The following is a 23,845-nucleotide window of genomic DNA, read 5'->3' as shown; positions in this document are numbered from 1 at the left end:
TGTGATTTAATGAAAAAAGTAGTTAAATTGTTTATCACTTCTTTTATCTTGAGTTTGTTAACTTTTAATATTCAAGCAATTTTTGCGAACTCTGATTCAACTGATGAAGAAGTAAATAAGATTGAACATGTAATAGTAGATGACCACCACGAGGGACATCATATAAAAGCTAATTTTATCCCAGACAAAATTTTAAATCCCGATGATAGTCTTTATCAAGCTCCGGATTCAGCTAAAGAGTATATTGGCATTTATAAAGGGACAGCCGAAGTTAACCAATTAGGTCTTAGTATACATTTGATTCTTTCAATTGAAGAAAGTGGTCTTTTCAACTTAGCATACTATTTCACTAAAATTGACAACGAAGAAGGCCAAAGATTTTACGTAGATCAAGAAGAAAAAATCCAATCCGTTGAAGCGCCCTATCGAGATTTGGTTATTTTAACAGGCGGTTTAAAGGATTTTGAAGGAGGAATAGGATCCGGATTAATTCGTAAAACGTTATCCCCTGTCCTTCTTTTAGACACTAATGGTAAAGCTGACAAGTTTTATCCTTACCAATCTTTGGCTTATGAATTGCGCGAAAACTATCAAGATGCTAGAGTATATCAAAATCTTGGACTTTATATTATTGATAAAAAGATAGTGGTAGATATCAATCATCTCATCGGTTTAGATAAAAAAGAAGAAAATACAATTATTTTAAACGCTACGAACAATGAACATGAAGATTACTTCTTAGTTGAGCAAAAAACTTATGAAATTTTACAAGATGCCTTTGATCATTATCTTAACAACTATAATGATTTTGTTTTAGATTTTGAAAATAGTAATGATTTTGTGCAAGTAATTCAAGCTATGCATTTAAAAACGAATGCAAGTTTTCCACCAGATACGACATTCGAGTTGCTAGATCCTAAAAAAGTTAATAAGCAAGCACACAACAAACATACCTACGCACTACTAATTAACAAGCAAATTTTATACTTTTATGATGGCGATAAACTTCATGTTACCGATCAAGTTGAATTAATTGATGGAAAATACTCTTCTAATAAATGGCAAACAAACTAGTTGATAAAGGAGAATGAGCATGGATAAAGAAAAAAATGGATTTCGCAATGACCCGCATGATCGTGAGCGTATAAACAAGAAGGTAAATTACAAAGAGTCATCAAAAAACACAAGCTTAAAAAGTAAAAATATTGCGGATCCTCATGACCCAGATCATACTAGAAATAGATTGGAACATTTTAAAAATGATTATAAAACAGAGATAGATACCCCCTCTATATCTAGAACCGCTGATCCACACGATCCAGAACATCCGAGAAACCATTAAGATATGTCAAATTGAATGTTTAAAAGGTTAGATTTCTTTACTATTTTCAACTAACAAGAATACTTTAAATAAAAAAAGCAGATATGCTATTGGCACGTCTGCTTTTTAAAGATTAAATTTTATAATTGATCTATTAAATCTAACATTTCTTTATTTTCAGGAATGTCTTTCATAGAGTGGCCATAGTGAATATATCTCAATTCACCTTGTTTATCCACTAACATTTGAGCTGGCATACGTCCCATCTTAAAAAGATTGACTTCTTGACCATACAATTTTAATACGGAATGGCTTGGATCAGGTAGACCATAAAATTCTAAGTCGTTTTCATGCCAGTACTCTGAGAATTTTTTATCATTTTCAGGACCAATCACTACAATAGCGGTGTTTCTATCTTCGAACTCTTTATAATCTTTATGCAACTGCATCATGTGCTTGCGGCAGAAAGGTCATACAAATCCCCTATTTAAAACAATCATCACATTTTTCTTATCTTGAAAATCAGAAAGCTTAACTGATTTACCTTCAAAATCTTTCAATTCAAAATCTGGCGCTTTTTTATTTACTTCTATACTTGCCATTTTATTCACCCTTTCATTATACAAATAGCGAATCTATTAAAAACATCGATAACTATATATTAAAACAAAATTTTCATTTTCTAAAAGAAAATGCTCCTTAAAATCAATTAATAACAGGATTTTTAAGCTAAAATATTAAGTATTATAATTTCTAATAATTCAAAAAAAGTGGCTTGGAGCAATCCAAGCCACTAGATTATAAATTTAGATATTATTCGTTCGCTTCTGTAAGAACTTTTTGAACAGCTGGATCTTCCTTAAGATGTTCTACCATACGTTTAACGTTTGGATAGTCCTTATAAGTTTTTTCTAAATTCTTAGTCCAAGTTGCAAAGATAAATGCTAATGGATCAAGAACTGTACGTTTGTTTTGGTAAAGGTGATTACTATCTCCAATAATATCGTTAAGATGTTTGAAGTTAGCATCAATACGAGCAGGAGCTGCTGCACGAGCCATTTCAATCATATCAATATCTTCAGATGTTGTATAACGTTGTGGGTTGAAGAATGGCCAGAACGATGGGTGAATATCTGCAGAAAGGAATAGAGAAGTCTCATCAAATTCAAAAACATTTTCTAAACCTTCATTTGGTCCTAAATCTTTTTCTGGAACAGAATTAGCGATATATTGTAAAATCGCTCCTGCTTGTGTCATTGGACGTTCTCCTCCAATGTCAAGCGCTGGAACCATTCCTAAAGGATTAATTTTACGGTATTCTGGATCTTTATAATCTACACGAATCGTTTCATACTCAAGACCAGACCATTCTAAAGCAATCCAACAAGCTAGGGAACAAGTACCAGGTGCATAATATAATTTTAACATTTTATCAGACCTTTCTTTCTTTTATTATCTTCATTATATCATTAAACAAGTATAATAGTAAATGATATAGTGAATTCGATTACATCTTTTAAATATCAAGTATTTAAAGACTTTGAAATAGCTAACTAAAATTAAACTGTCGCTGTTACGCCACCGTCGATGACAAACTCAGAACCAGTAGAATATCTTGCTTCATCGGAAGCCAAGAAGACCACTAAGTTAGAAACTTCCTTAGGTTGAGCAACTCGACGCATTGGAATTGTTTCTTTAAACTTATCAACCGCTTCCTTCACACCAGGTTGTTCTAGCATTGGAGTATGAACAACACCTGGGTGAACAGAATTCACAGTTATATTATATGGAGACAATTCTCTAGCTGCTGATTTTGTCATTCCTCTTACAGCAAATTTAGTGTCAGTATATCCAATGGCTCCGCCCACTAGTCCATTCATTGAAGAAATGTTAATAATAGATCCATACTTTTGTTCTTTCATGATTGGAGTGACAGCTTTGATTCCTAAAAAGACTGAAACCTGGTTAATATTAACAATCTTCATGTAATCGTCTAAAGAAACATCTTCAATTTTCATGTTATAAGTGATTCCTGCATTATTGACTAAGGAATCAATTTTTCCCCATTTGTCCATTGTCGCATCAATCACGCGCTTCCAATCTTCTTCTTTAGTTACATCTTGTTTAACAAATAAAACATTTTGACCCAATTCCTTAGCTACTTCATTACCTTTTTCTTCATTAATATCCGTAATGACAACTTTAGCTCCTTGTGCTAAAGCTACTTCTGCATGAACTTTCCCCATGCCTTGTGCGCCACCCGTAATAATTAATACTTTACCTTTTAATCTTTCCATTTTGTTTCCTCCTAATATAATTTAATACTTCCGCCATCTACCATAAATGTCTGACCAGTAATGTAGCGTGATTCCTCACTTGCTAAAAAGACTGCGACTGGTGCAATATCTTGATCAATGTCACCAAATTTTTGTAGCGGAATACCTTGAACAACTTTTTCATAGTACTCTGGATTTTCAGCACGCCAAGCATCCACACCTTCGGAATAAGCTATCGGTGAAATCACATTGACATTAATTCCATCTTTACCAAATTCATTAGCAATAACACGAGTAATGCCACGAATAGCTTCTTTAGCTGCGACATAAGATCCTTGTTGGTTATCCCCTTTAATTGCTGCTCCTGAACCAAAGTTTATAATATTACCCTTGGTTTTTTTGAGGTAAGGAATTGCTAATTGACATAGGAAAAATGTCGCATAAAAGCCTGAATCCATAGATAACGCTAAATCTTCTTCTGTAATATCTAAGAACCCTTTCATTCTTGAAGCGTGGGCGTTATTAACCAAAATATCAATTTGATGATAGCGGTCGACAACTTCTTGAATACAAGCTTCTAGAGCTGACTTCTTAGTTAAATCTGTCTTTATAAAGAAGGTCTCGTAACCTTCATCATTTAACGATTGACTTAAAGCCTCACCTTTCTCTTGGTTAAGATCAACAATCGCCACTTTCGCACCTTCTCTAGCATAGGCACGTACGATAGCCGAACCGATTCCTCCAGCACCACCTGTTACGATTGCCGCTTTGTCCTTCAAACGCTCCATATTGTGCCCTCCTTGTTAATATTTTTACTTATAACATCTGCATACTTCAATCATACGCCACTTTAAAAAAATAGGCTAACAAAGTGACTCAGAAAAATGCTCTCAGTGTTGATGTGTAAGGATTCGCTGAAATTTCAAGTAGTTATGATAAAAACAATTTTAAAATTTTATGTTTAAAGTCTGTATAAGGTGGAAAGATAATGTTTGGATTAAAAGTAGTTGATCGTTTCATCATCGATTTCTGATGAGTAAAGGTTTTAAAACTAGCATAGCCGTGGTAGGCTCCCCTACCTGAAGTTCCTACTCCACCAAAAGGTAGATTCGCATTACCAACATGTAACATGGTATCGTTGATACAACCGCCACCAAAAGACAAATGATTAGTGAAAAAGTCAATCGTTTGTTTATTTTGACTAAATAGGTAAGCCGCTAAGGGCTTAGGTAATTGCTTCATTTCATTGATAAGTAATTGTAAGTCTGAATATACAATAATTGGTAAAATAGGACCAAAAAGTTCATCCTGCATGGCTGGATGACTCCAATCAACTTTATCAACAAGAGTTGGGGAGATATAACACTTGTCCATATCGACTTGTCCTCCGAAAATCACATGTTCTCTTTCCTGCTCAATTAAATCAGCCAATCTTTGCGTCGAATCTTTAGTGATAATACGACCATAATCTGAACTTTCTTGTGGCGTGTCACCATAAAATTGTTGAATGGTTTGCTTCAATTGCTTAACAAATGCTTGATGAACAGATTGATGGACTAAAACATAATCAGGAGCCACACAAGTTTGTCCAGCATTGGTAAATTTACCAAAAGCAATTCGTTGAGCAGCTACTTCTAAATTTGCTGTATCGTCAACAATAGCCGGACTCTTTCCTCCTAATTCTAAAGTATGGGGAGTCAATCGCTCTGCACAAGCTTTGGCAATAATCTTGCCAACTGGCACACTCCCTGTAAAGAAAACATAATCAAAAGGGGCATGAATTAAAGCAGTGACGGTCTCTTTTCCACCTTCAACAACTGCGATATAATCTTCATCAAAAGTTTCATGAATCAGTTTTTTAATGACTTGACCTGTTGCCACAGCCGTTTCAGAGGGTTTAATAATAGCTGTATTTCCCCCTATGATTGCACCTATTAATGGCTCGATTAATAATTGGAAGGGATAATTAAAAGGACCAATAATACAAGTTACTCCATAGGGATCATTGACGATATAACTTTTAGATATTTGAAAGGCTAAAGGTGTTCTTACTCTTTTTGGTTTCATCCAGCGAGCTAATCTTTTCTTCACCTTGGCGATGGTTTGATAGACCAGCCCTAACTCAGTTAGATAAGCTTCCACTTCATTTTTATGTAAATCTTGTTTTAAGGCTGCTAGAATATCTTCTTCATACTTGCGAATTGCGTGTTCCAATTTTATGATTTGTTCAATACGAAAAGAATGTGATTGAGTGGCACCGGAAAAGAAAAAATTTTGCTGATTTTCTACTATCTTATCTATATATTGATCTATATCGTTCATTCAAATTCTCCTCATATTTTAATTCTTAATAATTTGAAAATCTTTATGTATTATTCCTCATATTTTTTTAAAGATAAGTCAACGATTTTTTGACACAATTTATCATAGCTAATCCCCGTTGCTAAGGCTTCTTGGGGTAATAAACTTGTCGGTGTCATACCTGGTAGGGAATTTGCTTCAATGCAGTAAATATGGTTTCCAACATCCATTAAAAAATCAACCCTACCGTAAACTTTTAAATCTAGCTTTCGAAAAATTTCTAAAGCTATTTTCTGCATTTTTTCACTTAAGTCAGCTGCAAGATTTGCTGGAGTGATTTCTTCAGTAGCACCTGCTTGATATTTATTAGAGTAATCGTAAAAACCACTTTTAGGTATTAACTCTATGACTGGAAGGACTTGTTCCCCTAATATACCCACGGAAAATTCACGACCCGTGATTTTCTGCTCGACCAGAATTGTATCAGAATATTCTTTAGCTTTATTGATAGCTTCAAAAAGTTTGGATTGATCTTCAACAATTTCAACTCCTATACTCGATCCATTATCATTTGGTTTTATCACTGCAGGAGCATTAATAGTTGGTTCATGAAAACGATCAATTATACACCATTCTGGTGTCAATATATCATTTGCTAACATAATTTCTTTAGAAACAACTTTATCCATCGCTAACATACTAGCTTTATAATCCGAACCTGTATATTTTATTGAATGTAAGTCGAACAAAGCTTGAAGTTTACCATTTTCTCCTATTCCACCATGTAGTCCGAGGAAAACAATATCTGCTGTTTGGCAAATAGAAATTACATTACAACCAATTTGATCCATTCTACCTTGATTTTCAGCTATAAGTTGTTTAATATTTGGTGCTTTTTTAGGAACTTGATAAGAATATTCGGTTTTCCCGTATAGATTATATGCCTCTTCAAAATTTTTTACGTCTTTCATGCCGAGGTATAAGTCTAAAAGTAATACACGATGCTTATTCTTTATGAGAGCATTTGAAATTTTAGAAGCAGATGCTAGAGAAACATCTCTTTCATCACTCAGACCTCCAGCTAAAACAACAATATCCATAATTTCTCCTTCTCTTAAATAATTAATCTTTATTGACCTTTTTAAATAGTAGAATCTATTGATAGAAATTAACTTCGCTATTTATATATTATATCTTAATTAACAAGAATTATTAATTTTTATATTGAAGTAAAAAACAGCGCTCATTCGAGCGCCATTGTTTCTATACTTTCACTTCTACATCACTGATAGTTATCAGATAGGATAATTGAGTCCCTCTAAGCAATGGATCTTTTAGTCTTATCATATCTTCTTGAAGCATTTCTTGTAATAAAGTATTAATATATAAGTCATCAATTTCTGTACGGTCTTTAAATACTTGTAATTCTTTTTTAAAAGAATCTTGATAGCTATTCGGATCGCTTAGATAATTAATTACAAAATCTTTTTCTTCACGACTATATTCCATTAAACTCCCTCCTTCTCTATTAAAATCATACTCTTATCAATAAGCGGTAGCAAACAAGATGGCTTGTAAAAAATTTAAAAACTTCCTGACTAAGCAGGAAGTTTAAAAAGTTGTCCGATTAATCTTCATAGGATTTAAAAGGTTCGTTTGAATTAGGTAAACGATCTGGTGTAATAGTTAAGCCCATTTCTCTTTGTTCATGGTTGAGTTCCTTAATTAAGGATATAACAACTAAAATTAGAATAATCACAAAGGGTAGGGAAACAATAATCAATACATTTTGAATAGCTTGCAATCCACCGGATAAAAGTAATACCACAGCAATAATTGATAGAGTTAATCCCCAGGTAATCTTTGTCTTATTGTTAGGCTTGATATTACCATCTTCAGATAACATCGCTAAGACAAAAGTGGCCGAGTCGGCTGAAGTAATGAAGAATGAAACAACTAAAATAATGGCCACAAATGACAGAACAGCTCCTAAAGGATAGTGATTAAAAGTTGCAAAGAGTAACTGTTCTGGTTCAAATCCAGTTAAGTCTGTTACATTCATTTGGATATTAGCGGCTAATGTGCCAAAGGTTGAGAACCAGATAAAGCTTAATAATGTAGGAAGTAGAAGTACTACTGTTAAGAATTCACGTATAGTCCTTCCTCGTGAAATCCGGGCAATGAATATTCCCACAAATGGCGACCAAGATGTCCACCATGCCCAATAGAACAAGGTCCAAGTATTAATCCATTCGCGCTTACTAGTATCAAAGGCAGCGGAGCGAAAACTCATTTGAATGAAATTTTGTAAATAATTGCCGATTGTTTCTGTAAAAGTATTCAAAATGTCCACTGTCGGTCCAACAATTGCCACAATGGCTAATAAACAGCCCGCTAAAAGCAGGTTTAAATTAGAAAGAATTTTAACTCCTTTTCCTAAACCTGAAATTGCAGAAAGAATAAAGAGAATGGTAGTAATAATGATAATAATAATTTGAACAGCATTAGAAATAGGAACACCAAATAAATAATTCAGCCCCCCATTAATTTGCGCTGCTCCAAACCCAATAGTTGTCGCGACCCCAATAACAGTGGCAACAATGGTTATGGTATCCACTACTGTTCCGATCCATCCTGTCGCTTTATTTCCTAACAATGGTTTTAAAGTATGGGATAAGAGATAATTTTCTTGCTTACGAAAACCAAAGTAAGCTAAGGCAAGTGCTACTACACCATAGATCGCCCAACCATGAATCCCCCAATGGAAAAAGGTAAAACGAAAGGCATCTGCTAGCGCTTCTTGACTGCCCGCTGGAGCTATTGGAGTGGAAATAGCAAAGTGTGACAGAGGTTCTGCTGCTCCATAGAAGACAAGTCCAATTCCCATTCCTGCCGAGAACATCATAGCAACCCAAGATGTCGTCGAATACTCTGGTTTAGAATCTGGCTCTCCTAGCCGAATTTGCCCCACGGGACTTAAGATAAAGTAAACACACACTATCAATATTAAGGGAACAAGCAATAGATAAAACCAACCAAAATTATTGGCTACTTGATCTTTTAAAATTTGTGTTCCGACACTTAATCGATTAGGAATAAAAATACCTAAGATGACTAATAAAAATGACGTTATAAGCGATGCTTGATAAACTGAAATTTTTTTAAACTTTTTCAAATCATTCCTCCTAAATTTATATTAGAACAGGACTTCTATCCTATCAAAAATGACTTTAGTTGTAAAATCCACCTACTTTACATCCTAATCCTTGTTGTTAACGGTAAGATTTTGTATAGTTATTATTTATAAATATTTACTAGAAAGGATGCCATTATGACCAAAAAAATTGTTAGTAAAATTACTAGTGCTTATTTTATTTTTACCCTACTGACTACACTTTTTGTCCATTTAGGTTTAGAAATTAAAAAAAATGAATTAGTAACTTTCGATTCTACTATTCAAAGCTTGGTACGTAGCCATCAAAATCCCTTGCTGGACAACATCCTGCTTTTTATCACCCATTCTTCAAGTGCCATTCCAGTCTTAATTTTTTTCGCTATTATCCTTTTTATTCTTTATAAAAAAAGAGCCTTTAATAAAATGCACTTTATACTGATAACTATTCCGGGAACTTTGATTATTAATACCATCCTAAAATTGATTTTCCAAAGAGACCGACCAGATTTGCTCAATCTTTTAGTAGAAGAAAACTTTTATTCCTTCCCGTCGGGTCATGCTATGATTAGTTCTACCGCTATCTTTGCTTTAATGGTCTTATGCTGGCGTAGCAAGCACTTTTATAAAATTTTAACTTTAGGTTTAGTTTACACTTTCCTAGTTGGCTATTCCCGCGTTTATCTGGGGGTGCATTTCCCTTCAGATATTATTGGCGGCTGGATGATTAGCTTTGCTTGGGTGGTCTTAGCTCAAAAATTAATTTTAAATAAAAATGTGATTGAATAAAAAAAAGCCAGCTCAGTTAAAAAAGCTGGCTTTTAAATTAAAAATTAAGTGCCATTTGGAAATGAGTTACGAATAAGTAGCTAAATAGTAAAATGAATAATATATAAGGTAATGTTGAAAGTAGAGAAGTCTTCTTATACCACTTAATGGCTTTGTAAGTGAAGATTCCTACTAGATAACCTTCAATTAATGTAGAGACTGGATACAAATTAATTTCTTGTTGGAATGAGATAATTGTTAAAACGCCTAGTGTAATAAATGCAATGGCTAGCCCTAGAATATGCCCTGCATTTTTAGAAACCCTTTCAGAAATCTCTTTGCTCTCAGACTCTACTCCGATAAAATGTAACAATTTTTCCACCAAATCACTCCTTAAAATAATAATTAAAACCCTTACAATTTAATTATAATATACCTCTTTTAATAAAAAATTAAAATTATGTTGTCCAAATTTAATGCTAAAATTTGGAATTTTGACTGTACAGTTAAGAGATTTCTTGACTGAGAATAAGGTTCTTTGTTATTTTTAAATTAAGTTTTTATTTACTTGATTAGCTGCCTATTTAAATTCACTCAATAGAAAGGAGTATTTATGAAAGAAATCTTATTCCAAATAGAAGATATCTTAAATCAACCTAATCTCTTCTTTAATAGCTATCAAAGCATAGGAAGAGTTATCATATCTGGCGTATTATTTTACTTTTTTTTAATCATCGTGCTAAATATCTCAGGCAAGCGATCCATTACTAATTTAAGTATGTATGATTACATTGTGACACTGGCTTTAGGTTCTCTAGTCTCTTCTGCCATTATCTTAAAAAGTGTTAGCTTAATGGATGGAGTTGTTGGTGTTATAATTCTATTAATTTTGCAATTTATGGTCACCTATCTCACCCGCTTCAATATCGGCCTTTTTAAATTTTTGAATCCGAGTCCTTCGGTCTTATTTTATAAAGGTGATTTTATCGAAGAAAACCTAAAGAAGAATCGGGCCACAAAGGATGAAGTCTTTGCAGCTATTCGTGCCCAGGGGCAAACAACATCGGATCAAATTTTTGCAGTGTTACTCGAATCAAACGGTAATCTCTCAGTTATTAAATCGGCCAGTGAGAAATATGCTCATGAGATAAGCAGATTTATATAAGAAGCAATATCTTCATGATAATAATCCCTACTCCAATATGAGTAGGGATTTAAGTGTTTAAAATCTTAACGATAAGCAAGTTAGACTACCGTCAATTTTTTTAAATTCATCAGTATTCACTACTTTTACAGGATAACCTAAACTTTCAATATGTGCTTGTGTTTTAGGGTGACCTTCAGGAACCAAAACCGTTCCATTGATATAAAGACTATTAATGGCATAAAGTTCTTCTGCTTCAACCACATAGCGATTATATTTTTGGAAATCCTCGACCTTATTCATTATCGGACTTACTAACATATTATTATTTTCTAAGTAAATAACAAAGTCTTTTAAGTGCAGCCCTTCTGTGACTGGCACCGTTGAAGAAGTATAGCCAAACTGGCGCACAATTTGGTCAAATTGTTGAGCCCCTTCTTGATTGGTTCGATCGGATAAACCAACATAAAAATGCTTGTCTACTAACATCACATCGCCACCCTCCATGGTACCGGGTGCCTCAATGTAAAAGATTTGGTCTTCTTTATAAAAATCCTGAAGTGCTTTTATCATTTCATGTTTTTCCCCATTACGTGATTTTTTAGGTGAATTGGTTACAATGGCACACTCTGCCATAACCACAGCTGGATCTTCAACAAAACATGAATCAGGATATTCTTCTAAAGGCTTTAAAACAGTTACCTTAACCCCTAATTCTTCCATTGTTTTAACATAGTTAGCATGTTGAACCAAGGCATCTTCATAAACTGGTTGGTCTTGTGAGAACATTCCAGTAGTAATACCTTCAAGCATTGATTGACTAGGTGTTCTAACGATAGCGTGAGTAAATTTTAACATCTAATAACCTCCTGAATGATTAGAATTCATACTTATTATATTACAAATACAGTAAAATTTTACAGTTTATAATGTGAAATAAACTCTTCAGTAAAGCACTTACTGCCCATTAATTTCTTCAATCCCTAACTCTAGTATATCTGTTTGAACAAGCAATTTCATTTGTAGTTCTACTTATATTTAATTTGTCTGTCGTAATAACCGAGATAAAAGGCGCTTCTACTACTCAAACGCTATTTCTTGACTTGTCTACTATGAAGAGTAAAATAAAGTTATAGATAGATGATCATCTATATAGGAGAATGCAAATGAATTATGAAGAACTCAGTTTATTACTGAAAGCAATCGCCGATCCTAACCGTCTCAAGATTTTAGAACTTATTTCATGTCAGGGAAAGAGAGCTTGTGAAATTTTAGAATTTTTTGATTTCACACAACCAACCCTCTCCCACCATATGAAGACCTTAACGCAAGCCAAACTAGTCAATAAATCACAAGATGGCCGATGGATTTTTTATACCCTTAACACTGAGATTGCTGAACAAGTAAAACATCAAGTCGCAGACCTACTTACCGATACTGGCCAAAATTGTTTGTGCCAGAAAATGGTGAATGGTACGCCCCAAGAGGAGGAACTATCATGAAAAAAATTGAACTCTACGAACCCGCTATGTGTTGTCAAACTGGCATTTGTGGTCCAAGTATTGACCCGCAGCTATTAGAAGTCGCTGGGATTTTTGATCAAATCAACCGGTCTGACCAATGGCAAGCCAACCGTTATAATTTAGCGCAAAACCCACAAGATTTTGTCGAAAATGGAACAGCCATTAAAATGATTCATAAAAATGGCAAGAAATGCCTGCCTATCACCTTTGTCGAAGGAGAAATCGTTAAATCCGGTGAATACCCTAGCTTAAATGAGTTTGAAGCATTCACAGGTCTTTCTTTGAACCACGTAGAAGGTGAAATCAATGCATAAATTCCAACCTAACCAATTAAATCTAACTAAATACCTTTTCTTTACTGGTAAAGGTGGGGTTGGTAAAACAACCCTTGCAGCTGCTACAGCTACTTTCCTGGCCGATTCGGGCAAGAAAGTTACGCTTGTTTCTACAGATCCTGCATCCAACTTACAAGATGTTTTTGAACAAGAGCTATCCAATAAGCCACGCCCTATTGCTGGCATTGAAAATATAAAAGTAGCTAACTTCAGTCCGGAAACAGCGGTTGAAGAGTATATTGAGAAATCCGTCGGTCCTTACCGAGGCATTTTACCTGATGAAGCAATTGAGAATATGGTAGAACAACTATCTGGCTCTTGTACACAAGAAGTTGCTTCCTTCAATGAGTTTGCTTACTTTTTGACAGATCCGGAAACACGCCAGCAAAATGATTATGTGGTCTTCGATACAGCCCCTACAGGCCATACCTTGAGAATGTTGGAATTACCTTCAGCTTGGACTTCCTTTTTCGACCAAAATACCACAGGTGCTTCTTGCATGGGACAATTATCCGGCTTAACGGATGAACGTGACCGCATTGAAAAAGCTATGAAAGTACTGAACGATTCTGAGCAAACTTCACTTTATCTAGTCACTCGCCCTCAAGAAGCTGCTATTACTGAAGCGAATCGAGCAGCCAATGAATTAAAAGCATTAGGTATCAATAAGCAATTTTTGATTATTAACGGCTTGTTAGAAGAGGCGACTGACTCCATTTCACAACAATACCTTAATAAGCAAAAAGAAGATCTTGCAAAAATGACGGCCGACTTGAAGGACTATCCATCTTATTTTGTTCCTTTAAGACCCTATAATGTTACAGGATTAGATAAGCTGAGACTCTTACTAAAAGAAGATCAACCCCAAATAGAAGACCAGCATGTATCCATGGACCATCTTCCTGCCATAGGCATTGACGCCTTAGTGAATGATTTTATTCAAACGGATAAACGCATCATCTTTACGATGGGTAAAGGTGGTGTTGGTAAGACATCCGTGGCCATTAAAATTGCAAAAGCTCTTTCGCAAACAGGTAAAAAAGTGCGCTTAGCTACAACCGATCCGGCTGACCATTTACACTTATTCCTAGAAGATCATGCGGATATTGCAGTTGAACATATTGATGAAAGAGGAGAGTTGGAACGCTATTCACAAGACGTTCTCTCTAAAGCGCGTCAAACTTTATCAGAAGATGACCTAGATTATATTAAAGAAGACTTAAAATCACCTTGTACCCAAGAAATAGCTGTCTTTCGCCGTTTTGCAGAGATAGTATCCCTATCAAAAGAAGATGAGATTCTTGTGATTGATACCGCTCCTACAGGTCATACTCTCTTACTTTTAGAGTCTACTCAAGCTTACAATAAGGAAATAGAACGCGCATCCGGCCAAGCAGAAGCTAGTATTAAAGAGTTATTACCTAAACTACAAAACCCTGCTATTACCGAAGTGGTGATGGTCACCCTAGCAGAAACAACCCCAGTCTTTGAATCCATGCGACTCGCTCAAGACCTTGACCGTGCGGATATTTCTCACTCTTGGTGGTTAATTAACCAATCACTGGTCGCTAGTCAAACGACTGATCCTATCTTAAAGGCTCGTTCTCACAATGAAATCAAGTGGATTGAAAAGGTTAATCAATTATCTAATGGCAAATTTGCTATTCTTGAATGGCAAGCTGATCAAGAGTTAAAATAGCCATTTTTAAAAGTTGCTTAATTGACTGTCTTACAAATAGACGGTATAATTGATATACAATTAAAAATCACAACTTATCCAGAGTAAGCGGAGGGAATTGGCCCGAAGATGCTTCAGCAACCTACCCCCAGGCAAGGTGCTACTTCCAACTCGTAAGAGAAAGATGAGTCTTAACCAGTTATTGGGCACGACTCTTGAAGTTGTGCCTTTTTAATTGGAAAAAATTAAGGAGTGATTGTATGTCTAAAATGATTAATCAGCATGGCAAAGAACTTTTTAACCATTATGACTTTGAGGCTTGGTCAATTGAGGAAAGGTTGGAGTTCTTACAAGCTACGATTGAAATGCGCATTAAACAGCTAAGGAAGAAAATTAATCCACGTTTTCTAACCAGTGCCAACGTCGTTAACCGCCGCTTGAAATTACCTTTGCAATGCTATCAAGAAATTAAAAGCTTGAAAGAAAATAAAAGTCTTGATTCTAAAGAGTTACTTAAGAGTATTGAAAAGATTGAGTCTCAATTTTTTGGTGCTTTAGAAGTAGAGTAAGATAAAAAAGACCCCTGTTATGTTTATGAGCATAATAGGGGTTTTATTTTGAATAATTTTTCTCAGAAAATATAGCATAAAAATTAAAATAGATAATATGAGTATAATTTAATTAATTATAGAAATTAATACACCTTGTTTAAAATATTTCTTTTCTAATTTGCTGCATTTGCTCAAAAATTTTAGTTAAAACATTGACAACTATACTATTTCCTGACAGTTTGAGGAGCTTTGAATTAGGTAGTATTTGTCTATTTTTTGATACCTCAATATTATTGTCCAACAACATGTCGTATGATTTTTCTGAGAAGCCCATCAATAGAAAGGCCTCTCTAGGTGTTAAGTTTCTATAAGGTCTCCCACTAACTAATTGATTATTATCGCTATAATGAATCAAACCTGAATTCGGGTTCCTATCTTGTTTTGTGGTTATAGTTCGTGCAATCTCATTTTCGATTACTTGGTCATCTATTGCTAAACATACATTTTCTCTATAGATTTTTTTTCTTGAAGGAGTAAATTCAGGAGTAGCCATAATTGCCTCAGCTCTGTATTTAGCATCACTGTAATCAAGTTTTAAATAATTTCTCAAAGACTCTGTTTGAGTTGTATCCAATTGAATAGCTTCTAAATTATTTTCAAAGAAAAAATAATCTAATTTGTCGTTAAGTGCTGAGTCTCCATTTGTAAATATACTTATCATATATGTACGTTCTCTATTCTGTGGAATATTAAAATTTTTAGCATTTAAAGTATAAACTTTATTATAATATCCCTTCTGATTCAAAAATTCACACCACATATTAAAATTTTTAATATGCGCCTTTGATAATATAGCACTAACATTTTCCATTAAAAGAAATTGAGGTAAGGACTTTGAATCTTGGGATAATTCATCTATGATTCGCTCTACTTGCCATAATAGACTCGATTGTCCACCAGAATCACGGTTAATTCCCTTTTTGTTATTCCAAAAATGACCACTAACTGAAAGGTCTTGACAAGGAAAACTGTATGTAAATAAATCAATATTATCTGGTAAATTATTGGATCCTACAGTATTAATATCAATTAAATTATGATTCCTCTCAATAGAATACAATATCGATTTGAGATAGATCATCGACATACTTCTAATACCAGTTAAGGTGATTAAATCTTTACCATTAGAACTTATATTATATTTACTAATTTCTTGAACTAGAGATTCCTTAGTATGATGACGGTATATACTTAAGTCCTGGGGACCATTATGTAAGATGTCATATGCGAATATTGCTCCAACTTCCCACTCAACAGTGTTCAATATTTGGTAATCAATTTTTGCATTTTTTAAGGCTTGAGTTTGGGCGCCCAAGCCACTGAAACTTTCAACAACTTTTAACATCTTATCCTCTTTTCTATCTACTTAGCATATTAAAGAAATAAAAATAAAATTGATTTTCATTATCAGAATGAATATATATTTCATTATTTCCATAATCCAGTATATCTGAGTACTCAATTATTCTGTTTTCATTAATTCCTAACCTAAATTTTAAATAGTCATATATATTTGGTGAGGTTAATAATTTATTATCTTCAGAACCATTAATATATCCAATAAGTTCTTCATCTAAATCGGTAATAATTTTGAATCTCTCGTTTATAGGAAAAAACTTATAAAAAGATTGTGAATTATAATCTGTCAGATAGGGGACTTGGTTTCTAACCCAAGCATTTATACTCCGTGATTTAGACTGTTGCCTATCAGGAATTAATATCGGGATTTTAATTTGATAATAATTATATAATCGACTTAATTTGAGATTACTAGGAATCTTAATTGATGGATTTTGAAATTGTCTATCATTAGAAAATATTGAAAAGTCTTCATTAACAAAATCATTATCCTCTTCTTCCTGAAGAGGATAAAAAATTTCATTTTCATAGACTTGATTATAAAATTTAATATAGTTTCCTATATCTTCTTCATTACATAGTTTAGAATCCCTTAAAATTAATTCGAATATTTTGTCAAAATTTCCATCGATATTTGTAAGTATTTCTTGGTTTTTTATAAAACCATTTTGAGTCAGGTTGGCAGATCCTAAATATGAAATTTGAGCATTGTTTAAAAAACTAAAACAGTAAAGTTTCATATGGTTTAAAGGGCGTTTAGTTTTATAATAAATTTTTATTTTACCATTGCTTTTAGACATAATATCAAGATATTCAGAGTGCTCTTGATAAGAGATGCCTTCTAAAGCCATTCCAATGAATATCTCAATACTACTCTCCGAATTTAAATCTGAAAGTAACTTTACCATGTTAGGCGAGCAATACCCAGTTATAATCCTCAAATGGACAAACTCCCTGTTATTTATAAACACTTTTTTAAATAGGTCACTATAATGTATCATTCAATCACATCGCTAAATAGTTTAGATACATAACCTTGAACCCCACCTGGAAATAATTCTGGAGATGTCAATTTTACTCTGGCTGTGTTTAATTTCATAACTCTTCGCAATAAATGCGCATCCTTATTTTTGTATGTTGAATGTTGATTTAAAATTTCACGATATACAGGTATATTATAGCCTAAGCCTGGCCTTTCCACAATTGACTGAATAGTATCAGTAGTGTTGTCCTTTAAAATATTATAAGTTTTCTCAGTATTTTCAGACCACCCAAGATGAATATACCACCAAATCTGTTTTAAATATATCCTTCTACTTTGCTTGTAAAACCTATTCTCATCTAATCCAAAGCGGCCGTGAACTATATCTGGTATAACTTTAACTGATAGATATCTCCAAGTATCGTCTATTGAAGATCTTCTATTATCTAAATATGGTAAAAGTGCTTCGTAAAACTTTAAGCCAAATTCAAGGTCAAAGATATATTTTTTGTCTATACCTCTATCAAAACCATATTTTTCATAAATTTCATCTCTAGCTTTCAAAAGGTTTTGTCTCAGAATAGAAAACTCCCCTTTTAAAATTGGCTTAGTAAGTGTATTATTATCAATTTTTTCCATATCATTAGCTGCATCACTATAGCTATATGTTGGCCAATCTAACATTTAAAAAATCTCCTTAATTACTTGTTATGCTTTTTCGTACAGAATTAGCAATTGACTCTAGACTTTCGGTTTCTATAGAAAAAACGTCAATCCAGTATTTAATTACTTGGGCAATACTACCTGGGACAATTTCACTGCTATCTTCTAAATTATTTTTTTCAATAATAATAGCTTGTTGTACAACAAGAGTTATGGCTGAAGAAATTGCTTCACTCATTAAATGCTGAGAAACTTTATATCTAGTGCCTACAAATTGTTCAAATAAAGGATGTCCTTGATTTAAAATCAATCTAAAAGAATTATTGCTAAAGGTGTCTTGATATATATCTGTCCAATTGGTTTTAACCATCCATAGAGGTTTAGATGGATCATTAATCTCTTCGATAGGAAATTCTGAACCATTTCCATCAATTATAATATTATAAGAATCAATAAAATTTTCACACAAATTTATTCCTACAAGATCAGTAGTGAATTTTAAAATTTCATTCGACTCTTTTAAGTAGAAAAAATAATCAAAAAAAATTGATCCATACAAATTTCCTGGCGGAAACGTATAATTAAATTCTGCCTCAACTTTTGAGTCATAACTATTAAAGTCTGCAAAACTTATCGTTTTCTGATAGTTAGATGTTTTTGAATAAACGTGGCAAGCCATACCTATAATGTTGCTTTGATGAGTAACACCACTTGATCCGAATAATATTTTAGGATTCTCAATAATAAATTTTTGCGTAATATTGAAGTCGTTTTCTGTTGGTGACCAATCTTCAATAAGTTCATTTATAACAATATTTTTATCACCGTTTACTTCTTTGATAACTTTGTGGCTATTTATTTGATCATAATTATTTTCGTAATAAAAATTAACTTCTGAGACATGAACTTTAGCTTTTTTAAAGAGATCTTCATCTATTGTTTTATAGAGAGAAAGCTTCAATTTTAATCCCCCTTCAATACGAGTTTCTTGGCTGTAGTAGTTAGAGTTGGTTGTAAACTTGAATCTAAAACCTTCAAGGATAAGCTAATTGGTACCTCTTTTAAATTTTTTGTAATATTATAAATTCTATCTTCCTTAACTCTGATACCTATAATATTTTTAGAACTTACTTTATCAATTTCAAAAGGAAATGGAATATTCGAGCCAAAAGTATTAATCCATTGATTTTGGTTAATTTCTCTGTCGGTGGATACGACATTAGCCTTTATATCTACTACTGTCATTCCAGCAATTTTTAAATTACATTCTACTTTATAAACGTCTTGACTAATTTGTTGAAATGACTTTAATATAATTCCAACAGATTTTTTCGCTGTTTGATCTTTCTTTTTGGTTTTACTCTTTACTTTAGCACTAGCAGCTTTACCGTAGTTTATATTTGGAAGAAATTTTTTCCCATATTTTCTACTCAGAGAATTTGCCCTTCCACTACTTATAGCTTCTAGCTGTTCCCCATATTCTTCTGACAAATCTTTAGCTACTTGTTTTTTTATTCGCGAAATAATTGTGATTTTTCTTTTATTTAATCGTTTATCATCCCAGTTAGCGTGATCCGCATTCTCGGTATCTCTCAAATAATTTTCTAGTGTCTCATAAGTATCTGAATATTTAGAATGAAGTGGTCCATCACTATTTGGAACAAACATAGCAAAAACAAATTTTTCGTTCTCCACATTGAATCCACTTAACCAATCTGCATTATCAGTCACATATTCGACAACCATCCCTGGTTTTCTACAATAAGCTAGTATTTTACCTGATCTTCGATTAGAGCTGTTAGGCATACCTATGTATGCTAAAGGTGACAGTTCTCCTTTAGTAGACATACCTAAATCTTCTGTAGAAACCTTCGTATATGCTAAATACCCTGTTGGAATGGAAGTGTTAGCCATCCCCATTGACTTAAGATAGATTGGTTTTACTATGATGCCCTCTTCTAAACTTTCACCCACTAAAGCTGAATCATAAAGCTTCTTAAAGTATGAAAAGGTATGTCTACTATTTGTAATTTGAACTAAGTTGTTATTTACAAATGAAATTAGATAGGCTTGATTAAATTTTTTCTTATATTTAATATTCATTAATCTTGGAAAATACCATCTTTTTATTGCTAAATCGAAAGATTTCTCCAGATCTTTTTCCCAATAATAAACATCTTCTTCTGTATCCTTAGCTTCTTGAGTTCCATAAATTAAATTTTCTTCATTTATAAATGGAATAATAGCAGTAGTGCCTGTTTCGTCACCTTCGTATGAAGCAATATTAAGTGTATTTAAGAAATGTCTTATAAATTTTTTATCTGTAATAGGATACGATTTATCAAATGGATTATCTGAATATTTTTCTCCCCACCAAGCTATTCCTCGATTATTTTCAGGCATAATTGCATTTTTTAAGTCTGAATTCTCAATTAAACAAGCCGCCAACCTTTCTTCATATCTTCCTGAGTTGGTTTTAATTCTAGTATAATAAATAACAATACCACAGCCAATCCTGTAAAAACTAGTTTTTCCTAGTCCCCAAGAACCTCCTGCATCGCTTTGCTCCTGATTCATATTTATTCCATAAATTAACTTATAAATATTACTTTCAGAAAGTTTATCGACATTATCAGTATTAAATTCACCCGTTAACCCTGTAGTATAAGTATCCCTTATTGCTACTAATTTTGATTTCGACGGAAATAATTGATTTAGTCTTTGATCAATCTCAGCGAAAAATTTTGAGATCTTACTTGTTTGAATCTCGTTAATTGTCACATCTACTTTGACCTGATCCGAAATGTTTAATTTAGCATCTAAACTATTTTGAAAAGATTCTCTAACTACTAGATCAATAATTGGTAAAGACTCATTACTTAATGACTTCAATAGCGCTTTCCCAGAGGGAGACATTCTCTCATCAGGTCTAGCAATTTCTATGCTCATCTGATTATTCTTCAAAACTATTTTCCTCCATATCAATAGATCGAATTGGTATTTTTAAGTATTGTGCCAGGTTCTTTCTTTTATTAGTAACCCCAGGTATGAAAATATTGATTCCAACTATATGTTGTGAAAACTCTAAATCTCGCCTATCTTTGTTACTCTTCTGCGGTTTACTATCTTTATCAATAATATAAATAGCTAATTGCGGTACATTTCCCAAATTGCTTTGTCTTCTTATCTTTAATAATTCGCTTTTTTTCGATGTTTTATTTATAACTTTATTCTCAATATCTAGTAAGATATTGTCAGATAAAGTTAAATTGCCAATAGAAACTACTTTTAAAGTTTGATCAACATCATATTTTTTACTACGAGTGACTGGATATATTTGAGTTCCATTTACTTCAAATAAATAATTACTATCACTACTACCTTTGGAAACTAAAACAACATTGAAATCAGGAAAATTATTCTTCGACTGTTCTTGATTTTTTTCAAACCACTCTATCATGAGCTCAATGTTATTAAAAAATATAGCTCGATTAGAAAATTTGAAATTTTTCAAATAGTTTTTTATTTTGTTAAAAGAAATACCTTCCCAAACCAAATTGTTTTCTCCATAGACTGACTCTCTAGGAGTATGTAAACTTTTTATGAATTGTATAGTTAAATTTAAGTTATGAGTTAACTCCTCATAATCATCTTTAAAGATAGTGGTTTGCTTATCAATACCTGAAAAATCTAATTCAATTCCCGATGCACTTTGTCGTTTATTGGCAGCGGTTAACTGGAGAAAAGCATTATCCGGTGAGTTTCTGACTCGAACTCCAAAGTCTTTTGGACTCTCTCCTCTCATATTCATCATCTCAATCTCTTCAGAAAGTTCTTCATTAATCTGAGCTATATATTGAAAGCGGTCACGAGTAAGTCCGTCCATCCATACTCTTGGTAATAACTCATACCCTTTTCGATAACCAAACCATCTTCCCATTTGTAATAATGTGTCAGCTTGTTTAGTATTACGAAGGAAATATGTTGACACTAGCCCCTCAAGAGTTAATCCTCGTGATAATGTATTCCCACCTATAACTATGAACATTGGTGCTCTATTATTCGAAATTTTTGATGGGTAAATTAGTCTTATTTCTTGATCGGATTCAATTGATTCAGACTTGCTATTATCCATTACTAAATGAAACCCATTATGATATTTAGGAACTCCATCTTCGTCAAGAGGAATATTACTCAAATACTCATTGCCACTCTCATCTAAAATATTAATTATTTGTCGCTTAATCTTTTTGAACTCAGGATAATCTTTGATTTTATCTTTGCTAGAGTATTTTTCCATGCCAAGTTTGAAATCATCAATAGTAAAATCCAAAGTGATTCGGTCATACACTCCCTCAGCATAATCTAAAAAAACTTGCTGATTGTTTTTAATATCAAACAAAAATGATTTAACAACGTTGTATATTGCTTCATGATGATCAATTTTATAACTGGTATGAATTAACATAGACACTGGTTTTCTAATGCCATATAATCTGTAGATCGATGCGGCAATTATATACCAAGTCAATGCTTCTTTTAATTTATTTGGAATCCTTTGACTTTTAAAATTATGGATCGAATCTATCATTATATTCTCATTGTCAGAAAAAGAATATATTATTGGAATTCTAGGAGTAGATTCCGGTTCTTGCAAACCAAATATTTCTCTTGGACCAATGTAATCACTTGCTGCTTTTAAAGAGATTATAAAATCTTTTGGAAATAATCCTTCTGTCTCGTTTAAGACATTTGCAAATGGTGTAGCGGTATAGCTTATATAATTCATTGCTGAAATTTTGTTATCATTATAACCATTTACTATTTTTAACAATAAATTATTAATAGTTGTTCTTTCATTCTGATTGATATCTTTAGTATTTATACTCGCTTGGTCTGCCTCGTCATCAATCACTAAAACCTTCAACTGTTTAGTTTTATTTTCATCGGAGTATAACCATTTCAGTAGGTCTTCCATTCTTTTTTTATTTTTTAAACCAACAGTAAAATATTTTTTATTACTACCTAATCCTACCTTAATATTTTCCCAATTTAATTCATCATCATCACTTCTTAAAGATGGATTGTTTAAACTGACCCAGGAATGTTTGCTGTCTAAATTTAAATCTTTAAAAATCCTCGATTGAGTTTGTCTTCTTAAACTATCAATGATTCCTGTGAAAATAATGAAAAAATTGAAACCATAATCAGCAGCCATTGATATAACTCCCACCATATTAGCGGTTTTACCAGACTGGACATTTCCTACTACGAGTCCTTTAGTAGCTTCTGTTTCTAGAGTGTTTTTACTTAATTGCTGGACAATCGTTTTACAAGAACACTCTATTTCATTGATAGCGTCAGTTGTAAAATTTTTATTAATTAAGAGATTTTTATACTGTTTCCATTGGGAGGATTCAATATGTGAAACCTCAAAATCATTAATAGCTCCATTAAATAGCCCTTTTGGTTTTTCTGGCTCTTTAGTCATAAAATCTACTAATTCTTTCCAATTATCTAATGCAAAAGAGTTTATATCCAAACCAAAAAGAACACTTCCAAGTTTTTCAAATGATTCTTCAGGATTATCATCCGAGAAAATCGTGAAGCTTCTAATTTTTTCAATAGAGTTTCCATTATCTATTAAATCTTCTATTAAACGTTTAACTTTATTATATTTGACATCATTATAATTATTCATAATTCCTCCAA

At 32.9% G+C, this 23,845-nt stretch carries 24 protein-coding genes and 1 riboswitch; of the genes, 8 read left to right on the top strand and 16 right to left on the bottom strand.

Features of this window, described 5'->3' with window-relative positions; genetic code table 11:
- Nucleotides 1-9: 9 nt before the first annotated feature.
- Nucleotides 10-1,074, top strand: a complete 1,065-nt coding sequence (locus tag NW240_RS00565; protein ID WP_258435482.1) for a hypothetical protein — start codon at nucleotides 10-12, stop codon at nucleotides 1,072-1,074.
- Between the two features lie 19 nt (nucleotides 1,075-1,093).
- Complete coding sequence (locus NW240_RS00560; RefSeq protein WP_258435481.1) at nucleotides 1,094-1,342, top strand: hypothetical protein; 249 nt, start codon at nucleotides 1,094-1,096, stop codon at nucleotides 1,340-1,342.
- A 119-nt stretch (nucleotides 1,343-1,461) separates the two neighbouring features.
- On the opposite strand, the gene NW240_RS00555 is transcribed toward NW240_RS00560, so the two are convergent.
- The 8 genes from NW240_RS00555 to NW240_RS00520 form a co-directional block, all read right to left on the bottom strand.
- Entirely contained in the window at nucleotides 1,462-1,923 is a 462-nt protein-coding gene (locus NW240_RS00555) for a peroxiredoxin (RefSeq protein WP_258435479.1), read from the bottom strand.
- 211 nt (nucleotides 1,924-2,134) lie between these two features.
- Complete coding sequence (locus NW240_RS00550) at nucleotides 2,135-2,749, bottom strand: glutathione S-transferase family protein (RefSeq protein WP_258435478.1); 615 nt, start codon at nucleotides 2,747-2,749, stop codon at nucleotides 2,135-2,137.
- Nucleotides 2,750-2,880: 131 nt separating this feature from the next.
- Nucleotides 2,881-3,618 carry an SDR family NAD(P)-dependent oxidoreductase gene (locus NW240_RS00545; RefSeq protein WP_258435477.1) on the bottom strand — a complete coding sequence of 246 codons (738 nt, stop codon included), beginning with the start codon at nucleotides 3,616-3,618 and terminating at the stop codon, nucleotides 2,881-2,883.
- A gap of 11 nt (nucleotides 3,619-3,629) precedes the next feature.
- Nucleotides 3,630-4,385 carry an SDR family NAD(P)-dependent oxidoreductase gene (locus NW240_RS00540; RefSeq protein ID WP_258435476.1) on the bottom strand — a complete coding sequence of 252 codons (756 nt, stop codon included), beginning with the start codon at nucleotides 4,383-4,385 and terminating at the stop codon, nucleotides 3,630-3,632.
- Nucleotides 4,386-4,527: 142 nt separating this feature from the next.
- Nucleotides 4,528-5,919 (bottom strand): aldehyde dehydrogenase, encoded by a 1,392-nt coding sequence (locus NW240_RS00535; RefSeq protein WP_258435475.1) that lies wholly within the window; start codon nucleotides 5,917-5,919, stop codon nucleotides 4,528-4,530.
- A gap of 50 nt (nucleotides 5,920-5,969) precedes the next feature.
- Nucleotides 5,970-6,998, bottom strand: a complete 1,029-nt coding sequence (locus NW240_RS00530) for a D-alanine--D-alanine ligase (protein ID WP_258435474.1) — start codon at nucleotides 6,996-6,998, stop codon at nucleotides 5,970-5,972.
- Nucleotides 6,999-7,161: 163 nt separating this feature from the next.
- Entirely contained in the window at nucleotides 7,162-7,407 is a 246-nt protein-coding gene (locus NW240_RS00525; RefSeq protein WP_258435473.1) for a hypothetical protein, read from the bottom strand.
- Between the two features lie 118 nt (nucleotides 7,408-7,525).
- A complete protein-coding gene (locus tag NW240_RS00520) occupies nucleotides 7,526-9,073 on the bottom strand; it encodes a BCCT family transporter (RefSeq protein WP_258435472.1) in 1,548 nt (515 codons plus the stop codon).
- A 156-nt stretch (nucleotides 9,074-9,229) separates the two neighbouring features.
- On the opposite strand from NW240_RS00520, the gene NW240_RS00515 reads away from it, so the two are divergent.
- Nucleotides 9,230-9,859, top strand: a complete 630-nt coding sequence (locus NW240_RS00515; protein ID WP_258435471.1) for a phosphatase PAP2 family protein — start codon at nucleotides 9,230-9,232, stop codon at nucleotides 9,857-9,859.
- A gap of 37 nt (nucleotides 9,860-9,896) precedes the next feature.
- Here the strand turns inward: NW240_RS00515 and NW240_RS00510 are convergent, their stop codons facing one another.
- Nucleotides 9,897-10,220: a hypothetical protein gene (locus NW240_RS00510; protein ID WP_258435470.1), complete on the bottom strand. Its 324-nt coding sequence runs from the start codon at nucleotides 10,218-10,220 to the stop codon at nucleotides 9,897-9,899.
- A gap of 231 nt (nucleotides 10,221-10,451) precedes the next feature.
- Here NW240_RS00510 and NW240_RS00505 point away from each other — a divergent pair, with 231 nt between their 5' ends.
- The gene (locus tag NW240_RS00505) at nucleotides 10,452-11,003 is read left to right on the top strand and encodes a DUF421 domain-containing protein (RefSeq protein ID WP_258435469.1); all 552 of its coding nucleotides are present in this window, start codon (nucleotides 10,452-10,454) and stop codon (nucleotides 11,001-11,003) included.
- A 57-nt stretch (nucleotides 11,004-11,060) separates the two neighbouring features.
- Here the strand turns inward: NW240_RS00505 and NW240_RS00500 are convergent, their stop codons facing one another.
- Nucleotides 11,061-11,840: a dimethylarginine dimethylaminohydrolase family protein gene (locus NW240_RS00500; protein WP_258435468.1), complete on the bottom strand. Its 780-nt coding sequence runs from the start codon at nucleotides 11,838-11,840 to the stop codon at nucleotides 11,061-11,063.
- A gap of 302 nt (nucleotides 11,841-12,142) precedes the next feature.
- Between NW240_RS00500 and NW240_RS00495 the strand changes: the two genes are divergently transcribed.
- The 4 genes from NW240_RS00495 to NW240_RS00480 all read left to right on the top strand — a co-directional run bounded on the left by NW240_RS00495 (nucleotide 12,143) and on the right by NW240_RS00480 (nucleotide 15,087).
- Nucleotides 12,143-12,484: a metalloregulator ArsR/SmtB family transcription factor gene (locus NW240_RS00495; protein WP_309302387.1), complete on the top strand. Its 342-nt coding sequence runs from the start codon at nucleotides 12,143-12,145 to the stop codon at nucleotides 12,482-12,484.
- Nucleotides 12,481-12,819 carry an arsenite efflux transporter metallochaperone ArsD gene (gene arsD / locus NW240_RS00490; RefSeq protein ID WP_258435467.1) on the top strand — a complete coding sequence of 113 codons (339 nt, stop codon included), beginning with the start codon at nucleotides 12,481-12,483 and terminating at the stop codon, nucleotides 12,817-12,819. Before NW240_RS00495 ends, arsD begins: the two co-directional genes overlap by 4 nt.
- Nucleotides 12,812-14,539, top strand: coding sequence for an arsenical pump-driving ATPase (gene arsA, locus NW240_RS00485; RefSeq protein WP_258435466.1), 1,728 nt, complete (start codon nucleotides 12,812-12,814; stop codon nucleotides 14,537-14,539). The genes arsD and arsA overlap by 8 nt, the downstream gene beginning before the upstream one ends.
- 71 nt (nucleotides 14,540-14,610) lie before the next feature.
- A riboswitch (SAM riboswitch) is annotated at nucleotides 14,611-14,709 on the top strand.
- A gap of 69 nt (nucleotides 14,710-14,778) precedes the next feature.
- Nucleotides 14,779-15,087 (top strand): hypothetical protein, encoded by a 309-nt coding sequence (locus tag NW240_RS00480; protein ID WP_258435465.1) that lies wholly within the window; start codon nucleotides 14,779-14,781, stop codon nucleotides 15,085-15,087.
- A gap of 139 nt (nucleotides 15,088-15,226) precedes the next feature.
- On the opposite strand, the gene dcm is transcribed toward NW240_RS00480, so the two are convergent.
- From dcm to NW240_RS00450, 6 genes are read right to left on the bottom strand one after another with little or no spacing between them, the layout of a single operon-like run.
- Nucleotides 15,227-16,474, bottom strand: a complete 1,248-nt coding sequence (dcm, locus tag NW240_RS00475) for a DNA (cytosine-5-)-methyltransferase (RefSeq protein ID WP_258435464.1) — start codon at nucleotides 16,472-16,474, stop codon at nucleotides 15,227-15,229.
- A gap of 13 nt (nucleotides 16,475-16,487) precedes the next feature.
- Nucleotides 16,488-17,489 (bottom strand): restriction endonuclease PLD domain-containing protein, encoded by a 1,002-nt coding sequence (locus tag NW240_RS00470; RefSeq protein ID WP_258435463.1) that lies wholly within the window; start codon nucleotides 17,487-17,489, stop codon nucleotides 16,488-16,490.
- Nucleotides 17,486-18,154 carry a hypothetical protein gene (locus NW240_RS00465; protein WP_258435462.1) on the bottom strand — a complete coding sequence of 223 codons (669 nt, stop codon included), beginning with the start codon at nucleotides 18,152-18,154 and terminating at the stop codon, nucleotides 17,486-17,488. The genes NW240_RS00470 and NW240_RS00465 overlap by 4 nt, the downstream gene beginning before the upstream one ends.
- Nucleotides 18,155-18,167: 13 nt before the next feature.
- A complete protein-coding gene (locus tag NW240_RS00460) occupies nucleotides 18,168-19,094 on the bottom strand; it encodes a hypothetical protein (RefSeq protein WP_258435461.1) in 927 nt (308 codons plus the stop codon).
- A gap of 2 nt (nucleotides 19,095-19,096) precedes the next feature.
- The gene (locus NW240_RS00455; RefSeq protein WP_258435460.1) at nucleotides 19,097-21,097 is read right to left on the bottom strand and encodes a hypothetical protein; all 2,001 of its coding nucleotides are present in this window, start codon (nucleotides 21,095-21,097) and stop codon (nucleotides 19,097-19,099) included.
- Nucleotides 21,087-23,834 carry a Z1 domain-containing protein gene (locus NW240_RS00450; RefSeq protein ID WP_258435459.1) on the bottom strand — a complete coding sequence of 916 codons (2,748 nt, stop codon included), beginning with the start codon at nucleotides 23,832-23,834 and terminating at the stop codon, nucleotides 21,087-21,089. Before NW240_RS00450 ends, NW240_RS00455 begins: the two co-directional genes overlap by 11 nt.
- Nucleotides 23,835-23,845: the final 11 nt, after the last annotated feature.

The organism is Facklamia sp. 7083-14-GEN3 (genome assembly GCF_024742075.1).
In the GTDB taxonomy this organism is placed as follows: domain Bacteria; phylum Bacillota; class Bacilli; order Lactobacillales; family Aerococcaceae; genus Facklamia.
The sequence above is the reverse complement of the archived record's forward strand: the minus strand, read 5'-3'. Positions and strand labels throughout refer to the sequence as shown.